Here is a 25,212-nt window from a genome sequence, read left to right as displayed (position 1 = left end):
GAATTCCCGGGCGGAAAACAAAAAGAGGCCCGGCGGGTGGCTCCCGCGGACCCCGGACGGATGGATGACCGTAGAGACGTGGCGTGGGCGCTAGCCCAGGTCCCCTTCGAGGAGTTCGCCGCGCCAGCCTTCGACGTGCAGGACCTCGTCGGCGATGAACGCCCATCCGACGAAGATCAGACCGGGAAGTTCGTACATGATTGTCTCCTTCCTCACACGGTGTCCGTTCCGCTGCCCAGTGAAGTCGTCCCCGCCCCCGGTGTCAAAGGCCGCCGCCGACGCCCGGAAACCCCCGCGCCGCCGGGCGTCCGGCCCTCGCGACCCCCCTCGGCGCGGCCCCGGCTTCCCTGTTCTTTGTCGGGTTTTCGCTGGACAACGACTCGAACCTGTGTTCGAATGAAGGCATGCGATGGGAAGGACTCCGCGACGACTCCGCCGCCCCCGCGCTCTTCGACCGCGCGGCCGTGGCACCCGCCGATCCCGACCGGGGCACCGGCCGCGCCGGGCTGTCCGCGCCCGGACCCGGCCCCATTCAGGCGGGTTCGGGCGCCTCACCGGTCGCGATCGAGATCCGCGCCCGCTCCATCATCAACCGCGTGCCGGGGGAGTCCCAGGTCCCCTTCCAATGGACCGTCAACCCCTACCGGGGCTGCGGCCACGCCTGCGTCTACTGCTTCGCGCGCCGCACCCACACCTACCTCGACCTTGACCCCGGCCACGACTTCGACACCAAGATCATGGTCAAGGTCAACGCCGGGGAACTCCTGCGCCGCGAACTCGCCCACCCCCGCTGGGGCGGCCACCCCATCGCCATGGGCACCAACACCGACCCCTACCAGCGGGCCGAGGGCCGCTACCGCCTGATGCCCCAGATCATCACCGCGCTGCGCGACTTCGCCAACCCCTTCTCCATCCTCACCAAGGGCCGGCTCATCCTGCGCGACCTCCCCCTCCTCGAACAGGCCGCGCGGGTCACCGACGTCGGCCTGGCGGTGTCGGTCGGCTCCCTCGACGAATCCGTATGGCGCTCGGCCGAACCCGGCACCCCCCGGCCCGCCGGCCGCCTCGACGTCGTCCGCCGGTGCGCCGACCGCGGCCTGCGCTGCTCGGTGCTGATGGCCCCGATCCTGCCCGGCCTCACCGACTCCCCCGACCAGATCGACGCCACGGTCGCCGCGATCGCCGCCGCCGGGGCCGCGAGCGTCACCCCCATCACCCTGCACCTGCGCCCCGGCGCCCGCGAGTGGTACCTCGCCTGGCTGGCCCGCGAGCACCCCCGGCTGGTGCCGCGCTACCGCGAGCTGTACCGCCGCGGCGCCTACGCCCCCAAGCCCTACCGCGCCCTGGTCGCCGCCCGCGTCCGCGACTCCGCCCGCCGCCACGGCCTGACCCGCCCCGCCGGATCCGCCGACCACCGCCCCGCCCCGCCCGCCCCGGCCGAACCCCGCACCGAGCAGCTCGCCCTCATCTGACCCCCGCGACACCGACGGCCTCCCCGCACCAGGCGGAGAGGCCGCGACGCGACGGGGACGGACCGTCGCTCTAGGAGAAGTCGGCGCAGGTGCCGCGCACGTGGGCGGGGTCCCCGGGGGTCGTCACGTCGAGGTCGCGCAGCACCACCGACACCCCCTCCGCCACGTACTCGCAGGCCGCGGGCATGTCCTGCTCTCGGTACTCCACATCCAGCACCCGGTCGGGATACGCGCCCAGGTAGACCCCGCACTCGTCGTAGCGGCCGCACTCCTCGGCCACCGCGAAGTCGAACCCGGCCGCGGGGCCGCCGCCGGCCCGCTCGATCAGCTCGGCCGCGTTCTTCTGGCCCGCCACCAGGCCCGCCTCATGCGCGGCCTCGGTCAGCAGCCGCGCGTAGGACTCCGCGTGCCCGGGGGTCAGCAGCCCCTCCGACCGGGTCCAGGAGTCCAGGTTGTCCAGCTCGACCCCCTGGTAGCCGTCGGCGGCGCACCCGGCCATCCACTCCGCCATGATCGCGGCGAGGTCCTCGCGGTTGTCCGGCGAGGAGACGTCCAGCAGCACCTCGTCCCACTCGCCGTCCACCACGTACTCCCCGTCGCCGCCGCGCAGCAGCAGGCCGGGGTGCTCGGCCTCCCACCACGCCAGCTCCTGGGGCTGGGTCTGGAAGCCGTTGACGTAGCAGACGCTGTACACGCCCTCCGCCGGCGGGTCCTCGCGGTCGCGGATCACGACCTCCACGTCCTCGGCGGGGGTGGAGGCACCGCCGATCTGGTAGTCGAGGACCGGGCTCTCCGGCAGCGGGGGCGGCGCCGGGGCGTCCACGGGGGCCGCGCCACCCGGACCCGAGCAGGCCGCCAGCGGCACCAGAGCGGCCACGGCAAGGATGCGCTTCATGGGACAAACCTACCGACCACCCGGCCGCACCGCGCAGCCAACCCCACACAAAACCAACCAAACAGAAACTACGACGCCACCGGCACCCGCGCGAGCGTGATATCGGCACCCGAGTGCCCCACCGGCCGGACATGCTGCGGAAACGCCGCCAGAAAGTCCCGGAAACTGCGGAACCCGTGGTTGCGCTCATCGAACGTGGGGTCCAGCAGCCGCATCCGGCTCTTCAGACTGGCCGCCGTGGGCGTGTCCGTGGTCGCCTCCTCGAACGCCCGCAGCAGCAGCGCCTCGGCCGCCTCCAACCGGAACGCCGCGTCGCGCACCGGCCGCGCCGCCGGATCCACTTCGGCCACCAGCGTCCCCCAGTACCGGTACTCCGAGCACACCGACACCAACCGCCGACTCGCGTTGCTCTCGGTGCCCACCCCCACCACGTACTTGCCGTGCTCACGCAGCCGACCCACCAGCGCCGAGTAGTCGCTGTCGCCCGTGACCAGCACGAACACCTCCAGCGACGGGTGGATGAACACCGTCTCCACCGCGTCCACCGCCATCCGGATGTCCGCCCCGTTCTTCCCGGCCGCACCCGCCGGGGCGATGTGGATCATGTCGATCCCGTTCATCGCCAGCTTGTGCTGGTGGCCGCCGAACCTGCTCCAGTCGGCGTAGGCCACCCGGATCGCGGCGTTGCCGTAGTAGCGGCACAACCGGCCCAACGCGTCGGCGGGAACGGGGTCGGCGCCGCCCTGCGGAGCACCGCAGACCAGGTTCTCGAAGTCGATGAAGACGGCCACCTGCCGTTCGACGTCGCCCATGCGCATCCACCCTTGTGCTGTTGTGCCCGGCGCCCGCGGCCGTGGTGGATGTGTACCCGCCGCCGCCCGCCCCCGCGCGGCCGAAGGTGGCCACCCGCCCGGAAAAACCGGTTGCCGCCCACCCGCCCGTGGGCCACCATCAAAGCCATGACCCGGCACGCGCACCCCACCGCACCCGCCCCCGCGGGTGCCGCCGCGCGTGCCCGCCTGCACCGCGACGGCGCCGAGCGCTGACCCCCTCCCGCACGCCTCGGAGCGGCCCGACGGGAGGGGGTGGACCTCACGCGCGGGCCGCCGCCCCCACCAGCAGGCAGGAAACACCATGGCCAAGCGGGCCTACGTGCGCACCAAGCCGCACATCAACATCGGCACCATGGGACACGTCGACCACGGCAAGACCACCCTCACCGCCGCGATCACCAAGGTGCTCAGCGCCGCCGACCAGGCCGCCTACGTCCCCTTCGAGCGGATCGACCGCTCCCGCGAGGAGGCCGCCCGCGGCATCACCATCAGCATCTCCCACGTCGAGTACGAGACCGCCACCCGGCACTACGCCCACGTCGACATGCCCGGCCACGCCGACTACGTCAAGAACATGCTCACCGGCGCGGCCCAGCTCGACGGCGCCGTCCTCGTCATCTCGGCGCAGGACGGCGTGATGCCGCAGACCCGCGAGCACGTCCTGCTCGCCCGCCGCGTCGGCGTCGCCCACGTCGTCGTCGCCCTCAACAAGGCCGACGGCGCCGACCCCGAACTCACCGACCTCGTGGAGCTGGAGGTGCGCGAACTGCTCGCCGAGCACGGCTACCCCGACTCCCCCATCGTGCGGGTCTCGGGCCTGCGCGCCCTGGAGGGCGACCCGGAGTGGACCGCGTCGATCGAGGCGCTGCTGCGGGCCGTCGACGACCACGTCCCGGTACCCGAGCGCTACACCGACGCGCCGTTCCTGATGCCCGTCGAGGGCGCGATCACCGTCACCGGGCGCGGCACGGTCGTCACCGGCGCCATCGAGCAGGGCACCGTGGCCGTCGGCGACACCGTGGAGGCGGTCGGCCAGAACGGCGGGTTCACCGCCGTGGTCACCGGGGTCGAGACCTTCGGCAAGACCATGGAGCGCGGCGAGGCGGGCGACAACGCGGCGCTGCTGCTGCGCGGCGTCCGCCGCGAGCAGGTCCGGCGCGGCCAGGTGCTGGCCGCCCCGGGCAGCCAGACCGCGCACCGCCGGTTCACCGCCCGGCTGACCCTCCTCACCGCCGAGGAGGGCGGCCGCCGCACCCCCGTCGTCAACGGCTACCGGCCGCAGTTCTACCTGCGCACCGCCGACGCCCCGGGCCGCATCACCCTGCGCGGCGCCGACACGGCCCTGCCGGGCGAGACCGCCGAGGTCGAGGTGGAGCTGGGCACGCCGCTGGCCATGCGCCCGGGCCTCGGCTTCGCCGTCCGCGAGGGCGGCCTGACCGTCGGCGCGGGCGAGGTCACCGGCGTCCTCGACTAGAGGGACGCCGGGGCGCGAGGTCACCGGCGTCCTCGACTAGAGGGACGCCGGGGCGCGGGGTCACCGGGATCGTCGTCGCCTGGGGGCGCCGGTGGGCGCGGGGTCACCGGGATCGTCGTCGCCTGGGGGCGCCGGTGGGCGCCGGGTCACCGGGATCGTCGTCGCCGGGGGACGCCGGTCGGCGCGGGGTCACCGGAATCGTCGTCGCCTACGGAGACCCGTGGGGGAGGGGCACCCCTCCCCCACGGGTCTCACCGCAGCAGCGGCAGCCGCCCCACCACCTTGTCCACCCGGTTGCGCGGCCCCACCAGCGCCACCCCGTGGTACTCCACGTCCTCGGCCGCCGTCTGCGCCAGCGACTCCAGGTAGCCCGCGTAGACCCGGCACACCTGCGCCAGCGCGGGCATGTCCACCACCAGCAGCCCCGCCTTGCCCAGGGCGCGCTCGCGTATCCGCCCCACCTCGGCCGCGTCCTCGGCGCCCAGCACCGTGCACCCGGTCCACGGCAGCCCGGGGTGCTCGGCCCCCGAGGCGTCCGGACCGCCCGGCCCCACCAGCAGCGGCGCCCGCCGCGCCACCGCCGCCGCCAGGCAGCCCGCCGTGTTGGCCACCAACCCCGGCTCCAGCAGCCGGTTGACGACCATCACCCACTTCACCGGCGCGCTGCGGGTGGGCACATCGATACGCACATCCTGGGGATCAAGGACGAACTCCCGCTGGTCAAGCACCACACCACTCCTCACAAATCCAACAACCGCCCCAGAACCTATCCACCAATGCAAGACAACCCAACCCCCGCCGAACAAAATTCGGCGCTACCCTGAAAACCATGGACCTCGACGAACTCGACCGGGCGATTCTGCGGGAACTCCAGAAGGACGCACGGCGCACCAACCGCGACCTCGCCGCCGCCGTCGGCGTCGCCCCCTCCACCTCGCTGGAACGCGTGCGCTCCCTGCGCGAGCGCGGAGTGCTGCGCGGCTACCGCGCCGACATCGACCTGGAGTCCATCGGGCGCGGCGTGCAGGCCATGATCGCCGTCCGCATCCGCCCGCCCTCCCGGCGCAACATCGAGGCGTTCCGCGAATGGGTGGCGCGGCTGCCCGAGACCGTCAGCGTGTTCGTCACCTCGGGTACCCGCGACTTTTTGGTGCACGTGGCGGTGCCCGACACCGACGGCCTGTACGCGTTCGTCATCGACCGCCTCACCGAGCGCCCCGAGGTCGCCGACGTCGAGACCAGCGTCGTCTATGAGCACATGCGCACCCCGGCCGTCGAACCCGTCCGCCCGCAGCGGTAGCGCCGTCGGCCAGGGGTCTAGACCATTCCCCGCGCGCGGGTTACAAAGAAGTCGCTCTCCGCGACCCCGGGGCCCACCCGGTTCGCACCGTTCCGACCCCCCTCAAGGACGGTTGCCGTGACCACAGACACCACCCGCCCCGCCTCGGCGGGCAACCGCCGCGGCTTCGACTGGGCGGCCCTGCGCGCGGACGCGCAGGCCGCGATCCCCGACGCCACCGCCGCCCTGATCGCAACGGCGGCGATCTTCGCCTGGCTCTACGCGCGCGTCGCCGACGGCAGTTCCCCCACCATCGAGGTCATGCCGATGCTGGCCGACCCCGGCCGCTACTGGATGTACTGGCTGTGCCAGGCGTTCGGCTGGTCCGCCCTGCTGTGGGCGTGGATCACGGTGATGCTCGGGCTCATCCGCTCCGCGGCCCGCCCGGCATGGAACCCGCTGCCGCCCGCGCGACTGGAGCGCTGGCACCGCACCACCAGCCTGACGACCATCGGGCTGATGTTCGCCCACGCGTTCATGTTCTTCGCCGAACTGGTGCGCGGCAACGAGCACGATCTCGGCTGGGCCGGCCGCATCGGCACGGCGTTCGTGGAGACCTTCGTACCGGGCGGGTACGCGACCGGCACGGGACAGGTGGCGATCCTGCTCGGGCTCATCGCCCTCTACCTGGCGATCCCGCTCGGCCTCGCGTTCTACCTGCGCCACCGCACCGGTTCGCGGATCTGGCTGGCGCTGCACCGGTTCATCCTCGTGGTCTACGCGCTCAGCGTCTGGCACACCCTGCTCTACGGAACGAACGTCTGGTACGACGGCTGGTTCCGCACCACCGTCTGGCTGCTCCAGCTCCCGGTGGCCGCCCTGCTCCTGACCCGCCTCCTCGCCCCGGCCCGCCGCAACGAACGCCTGCACACCCGCGGCCGGACGGTCCGCGCCCTGGGCTGGACGGCCCGCATCGGCACGGCCGCGGCGATCCTCACCGTCCTCGCGGTCGCGATCACCGGCCGCGACGGCGGCCGCACCCGCGGCGTGGAGGGCGCCGAAATGAACGTCACCCAGGGCATGGTCTGGCTCGCCCTGTTCCTCTTCTTCGCCGCGATCACCACCACGATCGCCCTCGTCGCCCGCAAGAAACCGCAAACCCCCTGACCCTCCTCCCACAACCGCCCCCCCCCCCAAGCGGCCGGGGGGCCGGCCCCCCCCCCCCCCGCGCGCCTCGCCCCCCCCCCCCCCCCCCCCCCCGCCCCCGCCCCCCCCCCCCCCCCCCCGCTTCTCGTTCCCCCGCACCCGCACCCCCTCCCTCGCCCACCGCCACCCGAACAGTTCCACCGCCCGGCTCCACCTGTCCCGCCCCACCCTCCGGCTCCACCTGTCCCGCCCCACCCCGAAGGCGAAAGAAGAAAAAAGAGAGAAAGGAGAGCAAGTTATATTGAAGGGTGTGTGTTTGAGGCTGATGTCCGCATTTCCCCCCGTCAACACCCCTTTTCGGGGGCGCGGGGCGCGGGTCCGGCGGGGGCCACCCAGCGCGCAGGGATCTTCGATCCCCAGGTTTCAAACCGCACAGAAAGGGTAATATCTACAGTGGATTGCCCCAACTGTGGAACCCCCTACCCGCCGGGAGGAGCGGACTGCGCAAACTGCGGTCTGCCCCAGCCGAAGTAGCCGGAGCCCGCAGTGATCCTTGACAACTCCACAGAGCGACGAAGGGAGGTGACGACATGCGCAGCGACGAGGAGGACACCCCCACCAAGAACCTCGGCAAGCCGAAGGGCGGCAAGTGAGCCCCCCGCCCGCCGGGGGTTGCGGCCCCCGGTGGGTGGCCCCCGCCGGACCCGCGCCCCGCGCCCCCGAAAGGGAAGAGCGCAGGTATCGCCGCCTTGCGATCTCGGGCGTGTCGCCGTTGTCGCCTTGCTCGCCCTTCACTTCTTCGGGCGGGGGCGCGGGTCCGGCGGGGGTCACCCAGCGCGCAGGGATCTTCGATCCATCCCACGACACAAGGAACAGAGAGGAAGCGCATCATGGGCGACTCGAAGGCGTACCAGGAGGGCAAGGACTACACCGCCTGGGCGGCGAAGGCCAACCAGGAGATCAGGGAGGAGATGCCCCCGGCCGAGGAGCCGAGCGGCGACGAGGGCGGCGACCAGTCCACCGGCAGCCACCCGTAACCGGAGGTTTGGCCGCCACTGGAAAGGGTAATATCTACAGTGAACGGCCAGTTCCTTGACAACTCCACAGAGCGCCAAGGGAGGTGAACGATGCCCAAGGAGAAGCCCGCACCCCTGCCCCGGCCGGGCGGCCCGAACTCGGAGCCGCAGCGGCCCCCCGGCCCCACGCCCGACTAGGGCGAGCCGAAGGGAACCCGCCCCGACCGAGCCCCGAGAGGAGGTGACAGAGATGGGCAAGGACGAGGACTTCGTGAAGAAGATCCAGGAGGACACCGCCCGCCAGGTCCAGCAGGCCCGCGAGTCCAGCGAGAAGGACGTGGCCGACGCCAAGGCGTCCACCGCCGAGGCCGAGAGGGAGGCGCGCGGCAGGTGAGCCCCCACCCACCGGGGGCCGCGGCCCCCGGTGGGTGACCCCCGCCGGACCCGCGCCCCCGCCCGAAGAAGCGGGAAGCGCGCAGGTATCCGGCATCTCAGCATCCGGGCGTGTCGTACTGGACATGTCCACGCGGATGCGTCAAAATCCATCACCACTCACCCTCTCCTGTCCGCCTCCCACCCCCGGTCCGCCAGCGGAGAAACCATTGGCATGGGTCACCACCCTCGGCCCGGACCCCACCCAGGTCGAGTACCGCCTCACCGGCCAGTGCGGCTGCGACGCCCACGCGCACGCCCACAGCCACGGCGACGCCGACGACCTCCAGGTCGAGTACCGGATCAAGGACGCCGACCGCCCCCTCCAGCGGGTGGGCAGCGGATGGCGCGAGTTCGGGCAGGCGCCGGGCAGCGAGTTCGCGGGCGAGGCCGACCTGGAGGCCATGCGCCTCGTCATGGCCGGGTGCCACCCCGTCACCGGCGAGGTGCTCGTCGCGCCCAAGGAGGCCGTCGACCCCCGGGCGAAGCTGGCGGCGCGCCCGCTCGTGGACGCCGTCTACGCGATCGCCGACGCCGCGCACATGCCCGCGGCCGACCTGTTCACCTCCGCCAGCGCGGCCGAGCGGTTCGCCCGCCTGGAGCGGGGCCTGCTGCGCGACGGCGAGGCGCACCACGCGGCCGTCCGCGACCTGGAGGTGATCGCCGAGCAGGCCGGGGTGGACCCCGCGATGCTGTGGGGCGCCGAGGAGTTGGCGACGGCCCGCGAGCACGCCGAATCCCGGGTCCGGGTGGGCAACCGCGGCTTCGACATGGTGCTGAACATGCCCAAGTCGATGTCGGTGCTCTACGGTCTGGTCGAGGACCGCACGGCGGCCGAGATCGAGGAGATCTACCTCGACTGCGTGCGCGAGACGGTCGACTCCCTCGAAGAGTGGGCGGGCTACGCCGTCGCGGGGCACCACGGCGACGGCCAGAGCGCGGCCCGGCTGGCGACCTCCGGGCTCATCGCATCGATCACGCTGCACCGCTCGGCGCGGCCGGTCGACGGCCGGATGGGCGACCCCCATCTGCACGCCCACATCATGATCGCGAACATGGTCCTGGGCGAGGACGGCAAGTGGCGGGCGCTGGGCGCGGGCGGCCGGGACCTGCACCGCCACGTCGCGGTGGCGGGCGAGCTGGCCAAGGCGCGGATGCGGGAGCGGCTGAGCCGCCGCTTCGGCGTGGTGTGGGTCCGCGACGAGCGCACGGGCGAGTGGGAGATCGCGGGATTCGACCGCGACGTCCGCGACACGTTCAGCTCCCGGTCGCGGCAGATCGCCGACCACGTGGGCCGGGACGCCTCGGCGGCGCAGGCGCGGGCGGCCGCGCGCGAGTTGGCGCAGTCGAAGTCGTCGGTGCGCCAGGGGCACGCCCGCCGGTGGTGGCGGCGGGTGGCCGAGACGGCGGGGTTCAACGTCGAGACGCTGCTGGACGGCGCGCTGAGCCGGGGGACAGCGGCCCGGCAGCCGCCGCCCGACGTCGACGCGCTGGCGGCGATCGTGTGGGATCCGGAGACGGGTGTCACGGCGCAGCGCAAAGCGGTGAGCCGCCCGCAGATCATGGCGGCGGTGGCGGCGGCGTGTCCGGGCGGGGTGGTGAGCGCGTCCCACCTGGAGGTGCTGACCGAGGCGGTGCTGTCGACGGGGCACGCGGTCCGGTTGCCGTCCGGGGGACCGCGGCATTTGTCCAACGCCGACCGGTGGACCTCGGCCGACATCGTGGAGGCCGAGCAGGCGATCGTCTCGGCCGCGGAGCGCCGACTGGGCGAGGGCGCGGCGGTGGTCCCGGCGGCGGCCGCAGCGCAGGCGCTGCGCCGGTTCGAGGCGGAGCGCGGTTTCCGCCTGTCGGCGGAGCAGCGGCGCACGGCCGAGCGGCTGATGTGCGCGGGGCACGGCCTGGACATGGTCCGGGGCGTGGCGGGGTCGGGCAAGACGACGCTGATGAGTGCCGCGCTGGCGGGGTGGTCGGCGGCGGGGCTGCGCGTGGAGGGCGCGGCGACGGCGGCGGTGGCGGCGGCGAACCTGGCGGCGGAGTCGGGGATCGCGTCGCGCACGGTGGCGTCGTGGCTGCGGCGGGTCGAGTCGGGTGAGGGCCTGGCGGGGGTCGACGTGCTGGTGGTCGACGAGGCCGCCATGGTGGACGACCGCTCGATGGCCGCGCTGGTGAAGGCGGCGGACGCCAGCGGCACGAAGATCGTGGGGATCGGCGACCCGGCGCAGTTGCGCGCGGTCGGTGTGGGCGGCGGGTTCAAGGCGGTCCACGGGATCGTCGAGGGCGAGACGCTGTCGGAGAACCGCAGGCAGCGCGACGCGGTGGACCGGGAGGCGCTGGCGGCGTGGCTGGAGGGCGGCCGGGCGAGCGCGCTGCACGTGTGGGGCAACGCGGGCCGGGTGCACGCGGCGGAGCGGGCGCACGACGCGCTGGACCTGGTGGCGCAGGGCTGGTGGAAGGACCGGCAGGAGCTGTCGGACCCGCACCAGGCGGTGGGCGACCTGCTGGTGCTGGCGGCGCGCAACAGCGACGTGGACGAGTTGAACCTGCGGATGCGGGCGCTGGCGTGGGCGGGCGGCCATCTGGCGGACGACGAGGTGGCGTTCGCGCTGCGCGGCGGCGGTCGGCTGGCGCTGGCCTCGGGCGACACCGTCCGGGTGCGGCGCAACGACTACCGGTCGCGGCGGGGCGAGGGGCCGGACGTGCTGAACGGCTTCCGGGGCGTGGTGGCCGAGGTCGACGGTCGGCGCGGGGTGCGGGTGGAGTGGCGCCGCGAGGGGGAGACGCACAGCGCGTGGGTGTCGCCGGAGGCGATCGCGCGGGGGGACCTGAGCCACGGGTACGCGATGACGATCGCGGCCGCGCAGGGGCTGACCTGCGAGCGGGCGCACGTGTACGGGATCGGCGCCGAGGCGCACTCGCTGTATCCGGCGATGAGCCGGGCGCGGGGGCGGGCCGACCTGTACCTGGCGGCGCAGGGGCTGGAGTCGGTGGACGTGCGGGGGGTGCGCAACGACGGGGAGCTGGTGCGGCGGCTGATCGACGGCTACGCCCGTACGCTGACGGACCAGGACGACACGATGGTGAGTGACGAGCTGGTGCCGCCGCGGCGGGCGTCGCTGAAGACGGCGGTGGAGCGCGCGGCGCGGGGCCGGGCGGGCGGCGCCTGGCGCGGTGCGCCGCGGGGGGCTGCGAAGGAGGGGGCATGGCCGCGGAGGACGAGCGGGGGCTGGTGACGCTGCGCGAGTGGGCGGAGCGCAACGGCTACAGCCACGCCTATGCGGTGCACGTGATGCCGCGCTACTACCCCGACTTCCCCGAGCCGGAGGTCCGCCGGAAGGGGGCCACGGAGAAGGGGGGCGGGGGCGGCAGCAACCTGTACGACCCGGCGAAGCTGGAGCGGTTCCGGCCGCGGCGTCCGGATCCGGTGGAGGTGGCGCCCGAGGACCTGGACCGCGAGGTGACGCTGGGCGGTTTCGCGGCGCTGATCGGGGTGGACGGCAAGAGCGTGACCCAGATCAAGGACGACCGCCCGGACTCGCTGCCGGACACGGTGGACGGCCGCCGGTGGTACCCGCGGGCGCGCTACTACGTGCGGGACCTGCTGCTGATGTGGAACTCGCGGCCGGGCCAGGGCCGTGGTTCGGACAAGCGCCGGGTGCCCCTGCCGTGGCAGCGGGAGTAGCCGTCCCCCGGCAACCGCACCCATCACCACCCCCGCGGCGCTTCGCGGCCTAAGGACCCGTGCCTTCAGCCCAGGGCTCCTCGACGTCGACTCCGGCGAGATGGGTGCGGGTGAGGTCGGCGCGGTGGCGCTGAGGGACCCACCGCTGGGCGGTGTACCACTCGGCGAGGTCGGCGGCGAGGGTGTCGAGGAGGGCGAGGACCGCCCGCACGTCCTCGGTGCCGGGGGTGCCGGCGGCGCGGACGAGGGTGCGGGCGGCGTCGCGCAGGCGGGCGGCCTGGGGGTGCTGCTGGGTGGGGCAGGGCAGGCGGCCGGCCTGCTGCCAGGTGTCGGCGGCGGCGCGCAGGGCGGGGCGCATGGGCGGGGGTGCGGCGGCGGCGATGGCGGTGAAGGCGTCGCTGAGGGCGGAGGCGGTTTCGGCGCGGCGGCCCATGGTGTCGCCGGGGGTGCGCTGGTGGGCTTCGTCCAGGCAGCGGCGCAGCCGCGCCCAGGCGCGGGCGGCGCCGACGCCGGGTTCGGGGGGTGCGGCGGCGGCGAAGCGGCGGCGCAGCCGGGGCAGGGAGAGTTCGGGGGCGAGGGTGGAGCCGCTGAGCCAGACGGGTTCGCCGGTGGGGTTGCGGTCGTCGGGCAGGGCCACGGCGTAGCCGAGGAGTTCGGCGCCGTCGGTGCGCCGGTGCAGGAGCACGCCCTCGCCTTCGAGGAGGGAAAAGAACTCGTCCTCGTCGCGTGCGGTGACGGCGGCGGTGCGGACCTCGCGCGCGAGGAGGACGCGGGCGGGTTCGGTGCGGCCGCGCCGCAGGGCCTTCTCGACCTCGCCGCGTTTGGGGAGGCGGTCGGAGGTGCCGTTGGAGGGGCCGGTGGCGCGCAGGCCGAGGTGGTGTTCGATGGCGCGGCACTCGTCGCGGAGCCGCAGGGCGTCGTTGTGGATGTCGGGGCGGGTGTCGTCCTGGCGTTTGAGGGTGGCGACGAGGTGGATGTGGTGGCTTTCGGCGCCGTCGTGGCGGACGGCGACCCAGCGGCAGCCGCGGGGGTCGCCGTGGGGGGCGACGCCGCCCGCGGCGGCGATGCGCCGGGCGACGGTGTGCCATTCGGGGTCGGTGAGGGGGCGGTCGCCGTGGGCGACGCGGATGGCGCAGTGCCAGACGTGGCGGGCGCGGCTGCCGGGGGAGACGAACTGGTCGAGGCGGCGGGCGAGGGTGGCGAGGGCGGCGTCGGGGGAGCGGCCGGGGTCGGGGACGCCGAGGGGGCGCCAGGCGCCGACGAGGTGGGGGTCGATGTGCTCGTTGGCGCGGCCGGGGCCGTAGAGGTAGCGGAGCAGGCCGTGGGTGTCGCTGCCGCGCATGACTTTGGCGATCACTGCCGCACGCTCCGCTTCAGCTCGTAGGCGGTGTCCTCGAGTTCGTCCACGAGCCGGGCGATGCGGCGCAGCAGGAGCCCGGGAGCGGGCGCGCCGTCCGCGCCTTCCACCGCACCGCCGCCGGAACCGGCGGCGGCGTCGGTCACATCGGCGGTGGCGAGCCCTCCGAGCCGGACACCGGCGTCGCACAGCCGGGTGATCTGGTCGTTGAGGGCGACCATGGTCTCGCGGACGTCGGGGGTGGGGTCGACCTCGTCGCGGGCGACGGCCAGGGCGGCGTAGGCGCAGTAGGAGCTGAGGGTCATGTCCTTGGCGAGGGCGGCCTTGGCCAGCAGGGCGTGTTCGTCCTCGCTCAGGCTGAGCTTGACGTTCTTGTCGCGCCGGACACCGATCTGCCGGTTGCCGCGCCTGCGTTGTGCCATGGTTCCCCGCCCCCTCAAATCACGGTAAGGGAACCTTAAACGGATCTTGAGGCGCGCGTCCGCTTCGCCCGCGCGCCTGTGGAAAACCCAGCGGTCATCGCCTCACGGCGGCTACCTGCCCTCGCGGGCCTCGATGCGTTGCGCCTCGGCCCGTCCGGCGAGCCGGTCCAGGACGCCCAGCGGGTCCAGCCGGCCCCGGCCACGCGGTGGCGGGATCCGGCCACGGTGTGACTCTGGCCCGCCCCGCCCGGCCGTGGGAGATAAGGTCCGGCGCGCGCGATGAGTTTCGGAGCGCCCGCGCGTCTACCCCTGTGAAAGCAGCACGAGCACGGCAGCGAGGGAGCACACCATGACCGAGAGCACTCAGGGCCGGGAGCACAGCTACACCCTCACCCGCGTCTACGACGCCCCCGTCGAGAAGCTGTGGGAGGTCTGGTCCACGCCGGAGCCCTTCTGCGCGGTGTTCGGCGCCCGGCGCGAGACGCTGGAGCTGGACGTGCGGCCCGGCGGCTCGTTCAGCGCGGAGATCGTCACGCCGACCGGTGAGGTGCACCCCATCAGCGGCACGTTCCCGGAGGTCGAGGAGCACCGCCGGATCGTGACGGCGACCAAGGTGCCCATGGTCGAGGAGCCGGAGCTGATGTACGAGGACTTCCGCGACCTGGGTGACGGCCGGACCGAGCTGACGATCCACCAGGTCTGCGCCACGGCCGAGGCGTGCGAGATGTCGCGGATGGGCAGCGAGTTCCTGATGCAGTCCTGCGCCGACTACCTCGCGAAGGCGTAGTCCGGCCGGCCCGCCCCGGGGCCGTGCCGGGGCCGCCCTCACCAGGCATGAGGGCGGCGCCGGGGCGGTCGCGGGAGGTCCGGCGCCCGCGCCCGGGAGTTAGAGGGAGTTCCCACGCGGTAGGTACTGGCTACGCGTCGGCCACCCCCGTCGACGCGCCGACCGAGACCCGTGGGGTGTGATGTCGTGAAGGGCTTCCAGGGACAGAGCGAGGACACCGCCGGCTCCGCCGAGGACGCCGGGAGCACCGAGACCGCCAGGGGTGCACCGGACCCGGTGCCGAAGCGGGCGGGAAGTCCGACGGCCACCGAGTCGGGGCAGCGGGTGGAGACGGCCATGGCCCAGGGGCCGGTCGGCCGGAAGTCCGGGGACAAGGCGCGGCCGGGCACGGCGACCCGCACCCGGTCGCGCGGCGCCGGTTCGACGACCAGGGCGGGCTCCCGCACGGGCGCGGCGGGCAAGGCGCGCGGCGCATCGGCGCGGCCGGCGGCCGGGGGGAGCGCGAAGGCCCAGGCGGGTCCGGTGGAGCCGGCGGGCGGTGGCCGCTCGGCGGGGGAGGTCCTGCGGCGGTTCGGCTACTTCCTGCTGCGCGCGGTGGCGGTGATGGCGGCGTTCGCGGCGATGGTCGCGTTCGCGGTGGTGCTGGGGCAGCTCACGCTGACCCCGATGCCCGGAGCGGTCGAGCAGACCCACACCAACCTCCAACCCGGCTGGTCCCTGCGCCACTACCTGGACGCGCCCGCGCGGGAGGCGCTCCAGCAGGTCGGCGGGAACATCGCGCTGGGGGTGCCGTTCGGGGTGCTGCTGCCGACGCTGTTCCCGGGTTCGCGCAGCGTGCTGCGGACCGTGCTGATGGCGGCGGTGGCGATGCTGCTGGTCGAGGTGGTGCAGGGGTCGCTCATCACCGGCCGCGCGTTCGACATCGACGACGTCATCCTCAACACCACCGGCGCGCTGCTGGGCTACCTCTTCCTCGGTCGCCGCATGTCGCGCGCCATCCACGACCTGGGCAAGGACTAGCGCGGCGGCACCGCGCCGCCGAGCGGAGGCGGGGCCGGGGGCGGGGCCGCCCCCGGCCCCGCTAGTCGTGGGGGCCGGTGCGCCCGGCGGGGGAGGCGCCGGTGAACACCCGGTCCAGGTGGTAGGCGAGCACCGCCGAGGCGTCTTGGGGGGTGCGCCTGCCGGTGAGGAGGTCGGTGCCCAGGCCGTGGGTGAGGGCGAGCAGGCGGGCGGCCTCGGTGCCGGGGTCCAGCCCGGTGGCGAGTTCGCCGCCGTCGCGGGCGCGGGCCATGAGGTCGGCGAGGCGGCGCTCCAGCCGGTCGGTGCCGGCGACGAACGGCTGGTCGGCGAGGCCGGGGTCGGTCATGGCGAGCACGGCGAACGAGGTGAAGACGAGATGGAACACGCGGGTGTGCTCGTCGGTGGGCAGCGCCTCGGCGAGGAACCCCTCGACGGCGGCCCGAACGGACCCCTCGGGGTCACGCGCCACGCGCTCGGCCCAGCGCCGGTTGCTCTGCTCCTCGAGGTGGGTGAGGGCGGCGTTCACCAGGCGGCCCTTGCTGTGGAAGTAGTACTGCACCAGCCGCAGTGAGACCCCGGCCTCGGCGGCCACCGAGCGCATGGTGACGGCGTGCAGCCCGTCGCGTCCCGCGACGCGCAGCAGCCCCTCGATGATCTGGGTGCGGCGCTGCGCGTGGTCGGCGGTCCGGGGCATCCTCCGATTGTCCCCCATCCCCCGGACCGGCTCCCGATCTTGGCGGCCAGGTCCGCGCCCGTGAGGATGCCCACCCCGCGCCTCAGCGGTCGGGGGCGTGCCGTCCTTCCGCGCCGGGTGCGCGGTCTTGGTCCTGCCGCGTCGGGGCGTTCACCCGGTCACCGGTCCTCCCCGGCGGAGCGCGGCCTGCTGATCGGCCTTCTCCAACGCCCGGCCGCCGCAGTGAACCGGCGGCTCGCCGAACGGGTGATCCCGCGCCGCCGTGCCGTCGAGTCCCTCCGGTCCGTCGACCTCGCGCCTGCGCCCGCACGCTCCAGCCATCGGGCTGGCGGAAGGCGTCCACACGGCCCAAGGCTCTCTGACCTGCGTCTCTGCGCTCGGGAGAGCGTGCGGCGCAAGCCGGAGATGCCGCGACGGCTTTATGATACGCACGTATCATAAAGAGTCCCCGCACCGACGCCCGACCACGGAAGGACCCGCCGCGCCATGGCATCCCGATCACCGCGCCGCCCCGGCAGCACCTCCGGTTCCGGTTCCCGTCCCGGCCGGTCCGGCGCCGCTCCCATCCCCGCGCGCATCTGGTGGACGGCCGCCGTCACCGGTTCGGGCGCGTTCATGGCCATGCTCGACTCCACGGTCGCCAACCTGGCCCTGGAGCCGGTCCGCGCGGAGTTCGGGAGCACCCTCGCGCTGGTGCAGTGGGTGGCGACCGGGTACCTGGTCGCGGGCGCGGTCTCGCTTCCGGCCGCCGGCTGGCTGGGGGACCGGTTCGGCCACGGGCGGGTGTGGGCGGTGTCGCTGGCCGTATTCACGGCCGCCTCGGCGCTGTGCGCGCTGGCGACCGGCCCGGCGGCGCTCATCGCCGCCCGCGCGGTCCAGGGCCTGGCGGCCGGGGCCATGGTGCCCGCCGGGCAGGCGGTGATCGCCTCCGAGGCGGGGGCCGAGCGCCTGGGGCGGCTGATGGGGGCGCTGGGCGTGGTGGTCAGCCTCGGCCCGGCGGTGGGGCCCGCAGTGGGCGGCCTGCTGGTGGAGGCGGTGTCGTGGCGGTGGGTGTTCGCGATCAACGTGCCGGTGGGGATCGCGGCGCTGGCGGCGGCCCGCGCGCTTGTGCCGGCCGGCCGGGCGGACCGCTCCCGCCGCCTGGACTGGCCGGGCCTGCTGCTGCTCGGCTGCGGGCTGCCGCTGCTGCTCTACGGCGCCACCGAGGTCGGCGCGGGCGGCGCCGCGCCCGTGCCGCTGCTCGCCGCCGCGTCGGGCGCGGTGCTGACGGCGGTGTTCGCGGTGACGTCGGTGCGCACCGCGTCCCCGCTGCTGGACCTGCGGCTGCTGCGGCGCCCGGCGTTCGCCGCCGCGACGGCGACCACCACCCTCACGGGGGCGGCGATGTACGGCGGCCTGCTGCTGCTCGCGGTCTACCTGCCCCAGACGGGGCGCGGCGGAACCGAGGCGGGGCTGCTGCTCCTGGCGATGGGGCTGGGCAGCGCCGCCGCCCTGTACGCGGGCGGGGCGCTGACGGACCGCCGGGGGCCGCGCGCGGTCAGCGTCGTGGGCGCCGTGCTGCTGGCCGCCGCCACCGCCGCCGTCCTGGTGCCGGGACCGGCGGGCGCGCTGCCGACCGCCGCGCTGGCGGCGGTGCTGGTGGTGCGGGGCGTGGGGATGGCGCTGGCGCAGATGCCGGCGGTCACCGCCGCCTACGGCGCGGCCCCGCCGGAGCGGGTGGGCGACGCCGCGACCCTGGTCACCATCTCCCAGCGGGTGGGCGGGGCGCTCGGCTCGGCGGGCGTGGTGCTGGTGGTGGTCGCGGGCGGCGGCGGCCCGCAGGGGTACGCGATCGGGTTCGCGGCGCTGACGGCGGTCGCACTGCTGGCCGCGCTCACCGCCGCCGCACTGCGGCGCGGCGGCCCCGGCCCGGCAGCGGAGAGTCGAGGGGAGAGGGCCGACCGGTGAGGAGCCACGCGGCGCCCCTTCCTCACCGGCCTGAGGGGTCCCCGTCAGCGGACTCGGCCGTCCCCGCACCGGTCCGCAGGCGGAAGGCCGATGGGAGAGCCGACGAGGAGCGGTATCCGGCAACCGGCATCCAGCGCCGAGCATCGCCCCTCAGGCGCCGACGCATCCGCCTTCCCCCCGGTTCATTCCGGTCCTCCCGGGTGACCGGTCCCAGGTACCCGCGCCGATGGTGGAGCCTGCTGCACTGCGGCGGGCGCCGCAGGCCGAGATAATGCCTGACATGTTGCCGTTCCTCCGCCTCACCGAGCGTGCCGAGAAGGGCACGCGGGCGGCGCTCTACCTGAGCGTCGGCCTGGGCACCGGCCTGGTGTCGCTGCTGATCCTGGCGACGCTCCTGGTGTCGGTGGCGCTCGTCGCCGTGGCGGGCGCGGGCCTCATCGTGCTGCCGGTGCACCTGTCGCTGGTGCGCCGGTGGGCCGACGCGGAGCGGCGCCGCACCGGCAGCTTCCTGGGGCGGGTGATCCCGCCCCGCCACCGGCCGCTGCCCGCCGGGTTCGGCGCGCGGCTGCGGGCCACGCTGCTGGACACGGTCACCCTGCGGGAGGTGGCCTGGCTGGTCTGGCAGGCGGTCGCCGGCGTGGCGCTGGGCCTCATCGGCATGGTGGCGCTGGTGGGTGTGCCCAGCACGCTGCTCCAGACGGCGCTGTGGTGGATGGCGCCCGACGGCGAGCCGGCGACGCTGGCGCTGCGGCCGGTCTCCGACTGGCCGTCGGCGCTGCTCCTGGGGGCGGTGCAGTTCACGGTGCTGTCGGCGCTGCTGCTGTGGGGGGCGAGGCCGCTGGCGCGGCTGCACGCGACCGTCGCGGCGGCCCTGCTGGGGCGGTCCCGGGTGGACCGGTTGGCCGAGCGGGTGGAGACGCTGAGCCACACCCGCGCGGGGGCGCTGGACGCCCACGCCGCCGAGCTGCGGCGGATCGAGCGCGACCTGCACGACGGCACCCAGGCGCGGCTGGTGGCGCTGGCGATGCGCCTGGGACTGGCGCGCAGCCGCATCGACGAGGACCCCGAGCAGGCGGCGCGGCTGCTCGCCGAGGCGCAGTCGGGCGCCGAGGAGGCGATGACGGAGCTGCGGCAGGTCATCCGCACGATCTACCCGCCGGTCCTGTCGGACCGGGGGCTGGTGGGGGCGGTGGAGGCGCTGGCGGCGCGCAGCGTCGTGCCCGCGACGGTGTCGGTGGACGACCTGGGCGCGGTGCCCGCGTCGGTGGAGGCCACCGCCTACCACCTGGTGGCGGAGGCGCTGACCAACGTCGCCAAGCACGCGGAGGCGTCGCGGGCGGAGATCAGCCTGTCGCGGATCGGGGGGTGGCTGCGGATCGCGGTCACCGACGACGGGCGCGGCGGGGTGGAGGAGGGCAGCGGCACGGGAGTGGGCGGGATGCGGCGCCGCGTGGCGGCGCTGGACGGGGAGTTCACCGTGGTCAGCCCTGCGGGGGGACCGACGAGAGTGGAGGCGTTGCTGCCGTGCGGGTCGTGATCGTGGAGGACAGCGCGGTGCTGGCCGAGGGCCTGAACCTGCTGCTGAGTACCTCGGGGTTCGAGGTGGTGGCGACGGTGGACCAGGCCGCGCCGTTCCTGAAGATCGTGGAGGAGGGCGGCACGGACGCTGCGGTGGTCGACATCCGGCTGCCGCCGACGTTCCGCGACGAGGGGGTGCAGGCGGCCCTGGCCGCCCGCCGCCTGGTGCCGGGGCTGCCGGTGCTGGTGTTCTCGCAGTACGTGGAGCAGGTCTACGCCCGAGAACTGCTGTCGGACGGCCGGGGCGGGGTGGGCTACCTCCTCAAGGACCGGGTAAGCCGGGTGGGCGACTTCATCGACGCGCTGAAGCGGGTGGCGGCCGGAGGAACGGCGATCGACCCGGACGTGATCGGCCAATTGCTGGTGCGTCGGGACAGCCCCCTCACCCGCCTGACGGCGAGGGAGCGGGAGGTCCTGGAGCAGATGGCCCAAGGGCTGAGCAACGCCGAGATCGCCGCAAAACTGGTGGTGACGGAACGAGCCGTGCACAAGCACATCGGCAACATCTTCGCCAAGCTGGACCTGGACCCGGGAGATTCGGGCCACCGCCGAGTCAGGGCGGTGCTGACGTACCTGGACGCGTAGCGGGGGCGCACGAGGCGGAGGTGCCGTGGGCCATCCCCGCAGTGCGGGGAGCACCTCTGTACCAGACCGTCCCAGGAGTCCAGCAGCGGACCATCCCTGCAGGTGCGGGGAGCACTCGTCCGACGCCTCAATGATGATGTCCCGCGCGGGGCCATCCCCGCAGGTGCGGGGCGCACGGCCCGGGCGTAGTTTCTCCGCTGGAATCCACGGGACCATCCCCGCAGGTGCGGGGCGCACCCATGGGTGACCTCCGGGGCCGGTTACTTGGCGGGACCATCCCCGCAGGTGCGGGGCGCACTCTTCGTGACGTGGGGGAACAGTGCGGCGTTATGCGTTTGAGACCGAATGGGAGGTCATATACGCCTGTCGCGGCCAGGAACTGACTTCCTCTCACATCGCTTGCCACACCGTACATTCCCACGGTGACGCCGTTCCCCCCATGGCGTCCTACTCACCGGTATCAGCCACCCGGCGGAAGTACTGGCGCTTGTTCATGTCGCGCACCACGATTCCCAAGGCGTTGATTTCCTCGCGCAAATCCTCCGCGTCCGAGGACTGGTCCTTTTCCAGAGCCTTGGCTCGGGCGGCGAAGAGCGCGTGGGCTCCCACCGACAGTTCCGGCAGGCCGGGGACCCAGCGGCGGAAGTCCTCGGCGTGGGGGTCGCCGTCGTCGCGCCACGGGTAGGCGTGGGCCCGGAACGCCTTCGCCAGCCGGTGCGGCTTCAGGGCGACGACGCCGCCCGCCACTTCTTCACCTCGCGCGCCCAGCAGGACCAGCCGCTTGCCGTCCTTGAACACCGCGCGGACCTGCCCGCGCGGCGCGGTCCGTGTGCGGCCGTTGGCCGTCACGGACGCCTCGTGGTCCGTGACGGTGACCGTTCCGGCCTCGCTCTCGCCGATCATGGCGAGCACCAGCCCCGCCACCACCCCCACCACCGCGCCGCCGATCGTGGCGGGCAGGTCGGGGATCGAGGTGATCAGGCGTATCGGGCCTTCAAACGGCGCCCACGGCAGGGTCAGCGCCCATTCGGCCAGTGGGTTGAGCAGTGCACCGAGCACGCCTCCCACCAGCGGGAGCCCGCCCCACATCAGCAGCCGTTCACCGACAGGCGCGCCGACCACCGTGGCGTTCGGCGCCGACCTCGCTCGCGGACTCATCTCCCGTGCCCCTCCGTCCGGCCCGTCCGGGCCATCCGATCCATTGGTTCGCCTCCCGGCGCCCGCCCCGCCGCCCGCCGCTTCGGCATCCGCTCCGGCCTTGGCTGCGGCCCGCGCCCCCGCGCCCTCCTCCTCGCGCGCCGCCGCCCTCAGCCGGTCGACGGCGACGACCACGGCGGCTCCGGCGATCGCCACCGACGCGTTGGCGAAGACCTCGTATCCGGCCAGCAGCGGCACCCGGTTGAGGAGGAACACGCCCTCCCACGCGCGCGGACCGAGGTGGTCGGCCAGCCCGCCCGCGCCGAGCAGGAAGACCACCAGGCCGATGACCTGCACGACTCGTGCCATGCCTCGACGCTAGGCGCCGCCCCGCCTCCGGCGCGTCGGCCGCCGGTATCGGGCTTCGCGACGACGGCATCGACCTCGCGCGCCGCCGTGCGACGAAGGTCGCCCCGGGCCGCGACTTCGGTCGTCGATCGGGCCCGGAGGCGCCGCATCCGCCCGCTCGGCGAGTAGGTTCGCTGGTATGGACGGCTCCGCGCCCTCTTCCTCGCCCTCCCCGGACCACCGGCCCGGCGGCCGGGCCGCCGCCGCGAGCGCCGCGAGCGCCGCGAGCGCCACGAGTGCCATGGGCGCCACCGCGACCACGGACCCGACCGCCACCACGCCCACGTCGGCGACAACGGGCACGACCGCGAACGGCCCCCTCACCACCCCCGCCTCCCCCTCGGGGGCGCGGCGGCGGCGCGGCCCGCGCGAGTGGGTCGTGGACATCGCCCTGTTCGCGGTCGCGGTGCTCTACGGCCTGGCGTGGGCGATCGCGCTGGAGGAGGACCCCCAGGTCTCCGACGTGGCGCTGGTTCGCGAGCAGACCGTGTGCGTGCTCGCGTGCGCCGCGCTGTGGCTGCGCCGCCGCTGGCCGGTGGGGCTGGCGCTGGGGCTCATCCCGCTGTCGTCCTACGCCACGCTCGCCGACGGCGCCCAGTTCGTGGCGCTGTTCACGCTGGCGGTGCACCGGCCCGCCAAGGTCGCCGCGCCCGTGGGCGTCGCCGTCATCGTCGCCCAGGCGCTGTACTTCGGGCTGTACCTGCTGCTGCGGAGCGATGTCCGCGCGCCCGAAAGCGACATGCTGTGGATCGTGGGGTTCACCGCGATCACGGTGCTGGCGGTGCTCGGCTGGGGGATGATGGTCCGCCACCGCAGGCAGTTGGTGGTGTCGCTGCGCGAGCGGGCGGTGCGCGCCGAGGCCGAGGCGCAGTTGCGGGCCGAGCAGGCGCAGATGCGGGCGCGCGAGCAGATCGCCCGGGAGATGCACGACGTCCTGGGGCACCGGTTGTCGCTGCTGAGCGTGCACGCGGGGGCGCTGGAGTACCGCCCCGACGCGCCCGCCGAGGAGGTCGCGCGGGCGGCGGCGGTGATCCGGGGCAGCGCGCACCAGGCGTTGCAGGACCTGCGGGAGGTCATCGGGGTGCTGCGGGCGCCGGTGGGCGAGCTGCCGCAGCCGACGCTGGCCGACGTGCGGAGCCTGGTGGCGGAGTCGGTGGAGGCGGGGACACCGGTGACGCTGGTGGAGGAGGTGGCGGGGCGCGCGCCCGACACGGTGGGGCGCACGGCGTACCGGATCGTGCAGGAGGGGCTGACCAACGCCCGTCGGCACGCGCCCGGCGCGCCGGTGCGGGTGTCGCTGCGCGGCGCGGCCGGTGAGGGGCTGGAGGTGGAGGTCCGCAACGCGGCGGCTCCGGCCGGGGGGCCGGACGGGATGAGGGCGGTCGGCGTGCCGGGCGGAGGGCCGGGTCGGAGGGCGGATCCAGAGCCGGGCCGGGGCTCGGGGGTGTCGGCGCCGCCCGCCGGGGGTTCCGGTGTCCCCGGCGGGGGCCAGGGCCTCATCGGGTTGGCGGAGCGGGTGTCGCTGGCGGGCGGGCGCCTTTCCCACGGACCCGACGGAGAGGGCGGGTTCGAGCTGGCGGCCTGGCTACCCTGGCCCGCATGACCGACTCCTCCGCCGCCTCTTCCCCCGCATCCGATTCCGAGTCGGGCTCCGGCACCGGGGCCGGGGGCGGAGCGCCGTCCGGGGCGACGCCCGCGCCGCCGCCCGGCGAGCCCGTCCGCGTCGCCATCGTGGACGACGACCCGCTGCTGCGCGCGGGGCTGGCGATGATGCTGGGCGGCGCCCCCGACCTGGCGGTGGTGGGTGAGGCGGGCGACGGCTCGGAGGTGCCCGCGCTGGTGGAGCGGCACCGGCCCGACGTCGTGCTGATGGACATCCGGATGCCGGTGGTGGACGGACTGGCGGCCACGGAGGCGCTGCGGGCGCGGGGGAGCGCGCCCGAGGTGGTGGTGCTGACGACCTTCGACGCCGACGAGCACGTGCTGCGCGCCCTGCGCGCCGGTGCGGCGGGGTTCGTGCTGAAGGACACGCCTCCGGCGGAGATCGTGGAGGCGGTGCGGCGGGTGGCGCGCGGCGAGCCGGTGCTGTCGCCGCCGGTGATCCGCCGCCTGATCGCCCGCGCGGCGGGACCGGCGGCGGAGGAGGACCGCCGCCGCGCGCGGGCGCGGGAGCGGCTGGCGCAACTGAACGACCGGGAGCGGGACGTGGCGACGGCGGTCGGCGCGGGCGCGTCCAACGCGGAGATCAGCGCGTCACTGCACCTGAGCGTGCCGACGGTGAAGACGCACGTCTCGCGGATCCTCGCCAAGCTGGGCCTGTCCAACCGCGTGCAGGTAGCCCTGCTGGTCCACGACGCGGGGTGGGTGGAGGAGGACGGGCGCTAGGGCTGGCTCGGGGCGGGCGGTCATCGGCCCGCGCGCCAGTGGTCGGGGTTGGCGACGGAGCGGCGACGGCAGCCGGTGGCCCCGGCAGGCGTTCAACGGCTCCCGCACCGGTGGTCGGCGCGGGCGACGGCGGCAGCGACGGCGGCGGACGCTCGGGGCGGGCGGTCATCGGGTCGCGCGCCCGTGGTTGAGGTGCCCGACGGGGCGCCGAGGGCGGCGGGCGGCCCGGGTGGGCGGGACCGGTTCGGCCTGTCGGCGATTCCCGTTGGCCACCCCATTCCCAAACCGGGACGAATGCGTCACGAACCCTCTGGAATCTCACGCGGTGAGACAGAAACGGCCTCATTTGCGACGAGGTGCGGCTACGAGTCGCCGTCTCGAACGAAAGGCGCATCTCGCCGCTCATGAAAGCGGGCATAACAGACAAAAGGGCGCCGCGCATCCCTGGGTTGTCTCGCAATGTGGACACCGAAGCCTCCCAAAGGCTTCCCCAGTGCCACTGCGGCCGCCTTGGCTAGGGGTAAAAGGGGCAAAAAATGAGGAAACGCTGCGCCGCGCGCCGACGAGATGCGGATTCGACTCCCTCTGGCCCTCCGCAGGACTACTGCGCGCCCGGATGAGGCCACGGACCCCGCTGCGCCCGGCGCCTCCCCGACCATCCGCCCC

The 25,212-nt window shown here is 74.5% G+C and carries 22 protein-coding genes; 15 read left to right on the top strand and 7 right to left on the bottom strand.

Annotation, left to right across the window (positions count from 1 at the left end):
• Nucleotides 1-404: 404 nt before the first annotated feature.
• Complete coding sequence (locus tag LG943_RS12115) at nt 405-1,472, top strand: Rv2578c family radical SAM protein (RefSeq protein WP_270072351.1); 1,068 nt, start codon at nt 405-407, stop codon at nt 1,470-1,472.
• Between the two features lie 70 nt (nt 1,473-1,542).
• Here LG943_RS12115 and LG943_RS12110 read toward each other — a convergent pair whose 3' ends face one another.
• Both LG943_RS12110 and LG943_RS12105 read right to left on the bottom strand, forming a co-directional pair.
• A complete protein-coding gene (locus tag LG943_RS12110; RefSeq protein ID WP_270072350.1) occupies nt 1,543-2,367 on the bottom strand; it encodes an endo alpha-1,4 polygalactosaminidase in 825 nt (274 codons plus the stop codon).
• A gap of 68 nt (nt 2,368-2,435) precedes the next feature.
• Nucleotides 2,436-3,179, bottom strand: coding sequence for an NYN domain-containing protein (locus tag LG943_RS12105; protein ID WP_270072349.1), 744 nt, complete (start codon nt 3,177-3,179; stop codon nt 2,436-2,438).
• A gap of 322 nt (nt 3,180-3,501) precedes the next feature.
• Between LG943_RS12105 and tuf the strand changes: the two genes are divergently transcribed.
• Entirely contained in the window at nt 3,502-4,674 is a 1,173-nt protein-coding gene (tuf, locus tag LG943_RS12100; protein WP_270072348.1) for an elongation factor Tu, read from the top strand.
• A gap of 251 nt (nt 4,675-4,925) precedes the next feature.
• On the opposite strand, the gene LG943_RS12095 is transcribed toward tuf, so the two are convergent.
• Nucleotides 4,926-5,402 carry a DUF2000 domain-containing protein gene (locus LG943_RS12095; protein WP_270072347.1) on the bottom strand — a complete coding sequence of 159 codons (477 nt, stop codon included), beginning with the start codon at nt 5,400-5,402 and terminating at the stop codon, nt 4,926-4,928.
• A 101-nt stretch (nt 5,403-5,503) separates the two neighbouring features.
• On the opposite strand from LG943_RS12095, the gene LG943_RS12090 reads away from it, so the two are divergent.
• The 6 genes from LG943_RS12090 (at nt 5,504) to LG943_RS12065 (ending at nt 12,226) form a co-directional block, all read left to right on the top strand.
• The gene (locus LG943_RS12090) at nt 5,504-5,974 is read left to right on the top strand and encodes an Lrp/AsnC family transcriptional regulator (RefSeq protein WP_270072346.1); all 471 of its coding nucleotides are present in this window, start codon (nt 5,504-5,506) and stop codon (nt 5,972-5,974) included.
• 117 nt (nt 5,975-6,091) lie between these two features.
• Nucleotides 6,092-7,120, top strand: a complete 1,029-nt coding sequence (locus LG943_RS12085; RefSeq protein ID WP_270072345.1) for a ferric reductase-like transmembrane domain-containing protein — start codon at nt 6,092-6,094, stop codon at nt 7,118-7,120.
• Nucleotides 7,121-7,989: 869 nt separating this feature from the next.
• Nucleotides 7,990-8,136, top strand: coding sequence for a hypothetical protein (locus tag LG943_RS12080; RefSeq protein ID WP_270072344.1), 147 nt, complete (start codon nt 7,990-7,992; stop codon nt 8,134-8,136).
• Between the two features lie 229 nt (nt 8,137-8,365).
• Nucleotides 8,366-8,509: a hypothetical protein gene (locus LG943_RS12075; RefSeq protein WP_270072343.1), complete on the top strand. Its 144-nt coding sequence runs from the start codon at nt 8,366-8,368 to the stop codon at nt 8,507-8,509.
• 208 nt (nt 8,510-8,717) lie between these two features.
• Nucleotides 8,718-11,777 carry a MobF family relaxase gene (gene mobF / locus LG943_RS12070; protein WP_270072342.1) on the top strand — a complete coding sequence of 1,020 codons (3,060 nt, stop codon included), beginning with the start codon at nt 8,718-8,720 and terminating at the stop codon, nt 11,775-11,777.
• Nucleotides 11,747-12,226 carry a hypothetical protein gene (locus LG943_RS12065; RefSeq protein WP_270072341.1) on the top strand — a complete coding sequence of 160 codons (480 nt, stop codon included), beginning with the start codon at nt 11,747-11,749 and terminating at the stop codon, nt 12,224-12,226. The genes mobF and LG943_RS12065 overlap by 31 nt, the downstream gene beginning before the upstream one ends.
• 49 nt (nt 12,227-12,275) lie before the next feature.
• On the opposite strand, the gene LG943_RS12060 is transcribed toward LG943_RS12065, so the two are convergent.
• Nucleotides 12,276-13,583, bottom strand: a complete 1,308-nt coding sequence (locus LG943_RS12060) for a relaxase/mobilization nuclease domain-containing protein (protein WP_270072340.1) — start codon at nt 13,581-13,583, stop codon at nt 12,276-12,278.
• Nucleotides 13,580-14,005 (bottom strand): hypothetical protein, encoded by a 426-nt coding sequence (locus tag LG943_RS12055; RefSeq protein WP_270072339.1) that lies wholly within the window; start codon nt 14,003-14,005, stop codon nt 13,580-13,582. Before LG943_RS12055 ends, LG943_RS12060 begins: the two co-directional genes overlap by 4 nt.
• Nucleotides 14,006-14,354: 349 nt before the next feature.
• Between LG943_RS12055 and LG943_RS12050 the strand changes: the two genes are divergently transcribed.
• Both LG943_RS12050 and LG943_RS12045 read left to right on the top strand, forming a co-directional pair.
• Nucleotides 14,355-14,792 (top strand): SRPBCC family protein, encoded by a 438-nt coding sequence (locus LG943_RS12050; RefSeq protein WP_270072338.1) that lies wholly within the window; start codon nt 14,355-14,357, stop codon nt 14,790-14,792.
• Nucleotides 14,793-14,978: 186 nt separating this feature from the next.
• Nucleotides 14,979-15,812 (top strand): VanZ family protein, encoded by an 834-nt coding sequence (locus LG943_RS12045; protein ID WP_270072337.1) that lies wholly within the window; start codon nt 14,979-14,981, stop codon nt 15,810-15,812.
• 61 nt (nt 15,813-15,873) lie between these two features.
• Here LG943_RS12045 and LG943_RS12040 read toward each other — a convergent pair whose 3' ends face one another.
• Nucleotides 15,874-16,506 (bottom strand): TetR/AcrR family transcriptional regulator, encoded by a 633-nt coding sequence (locus tag LG943_RS12040; protein WP_270072336.1) that lies wholly within the window; start codon nt 16,504-16,506, stop codon nt 15,874-15,876.
• Nucleotides 16,507-16,992: 486 nt separating this feature from the next.
• Here LG943_RS12040 and LG943_RS12035 point away from each other — a divergent pair, with 486 nt between their 5' ends.
• From LG943_RS12035 to LG943_RS12025, 3 genes are all read left to right on the top strand, one after another.
• Nucleotides 16,993-18,453, top strand: coding sequence for a DHA2 family efflux MFS transporter permease subunit (locus tag LG943_RS12035; protein ID WP_270072335.1), 1,461 nt, complete (start codon nt 16,993-16,995; stop codon nt 18,451-18,453).
• A gap of 280 nt (nt 18,454-18,733) precedes the next feature.
• Entirely contained in the window at nt 18,734-19,990 is a 1,257-nt protein-coding gene (locus LG943_RS12030; protein WP_270072334.1) for a sensor histidine kinase, read from the top strand.
• Nucleotides 19,978-20,616, top strand: coding sequence for a LuxR C-terminal-related transcriptional regulator (locus LG943_RS12025; RefSeq protein ID WP_270072333.1), 639 nt, complete (start codon nt 19,978-19,980; stop codon nt 20,614-20,616). Before LG943_RS12030 ends, LG943_RS12025 begins: the two co-directional genes overlap by 13 nt.
• Nucleotides 20,617-21,063: 447 nt before the next feature.
• On the opposite strand, the gene LG943_RS12020 is transcribed toward LG943_RS12025, so the two are convergent.
• The gene (locus LG943_RS12020; RefSeq protein ID WP_270072332.1) at nt 21,064-22,122 is read right to left on the bottom strand and encodes a YqeB family protein; all 1,059 of its coding nucleotides are present in this window, start codon (nt 22,120-22,122) and stop codon (nt 21,064-21,066) included.
• A gap of 178 nt (nt 22,123-22,300) precedes the next feature.
• Here LG943_RS12020 and LG943_RS12015 point away from each other — a divergent pair, with 178 nt between their 5' ends.
• Nucleotides 22,301-23,764: a sensor histidine kinase gene (locus LG943_RS12015; protein WP_270072331.1), complete on the top strand. Its 1,464-nt coding sequence runs from the start codon at nt 22,301-22,303 to the stop codon at nt 23,762-23,764.
• On the top strand, nt 23,761-24,546 hold the full coding sequence (locus tag LG943_RS12010) for a response regulator (protein ID WP_270072330.1): 786 nt from the start codon (nt 23,761-23,763) through the stop codon (nt 24,544-24,546). The genes LG943_RS12015 and LG943_RS12010 overlap by 4 nt, the downstream gene beginning before the upstream one ends.
• Nucleotides 24,547-25,212 lie beyond the last annotated feature (666 nt).

Source organism: Streptomonospora mangrovi (genome assembly GCF_027604915.1).
GTDB classification, from domain to species: domain Bacteria; phylum Actinomycetota; class Actinomycetes; order Streptosporangiales; family Streptosporangiaceae; genus Streptomonospora; species Streptomonospora mangrovi.
The sequence above is the reverse complement of the archived record's forward strand: the minus strand, read 5'-3'. Positions and strand labels throughout refer to the sequence as shown.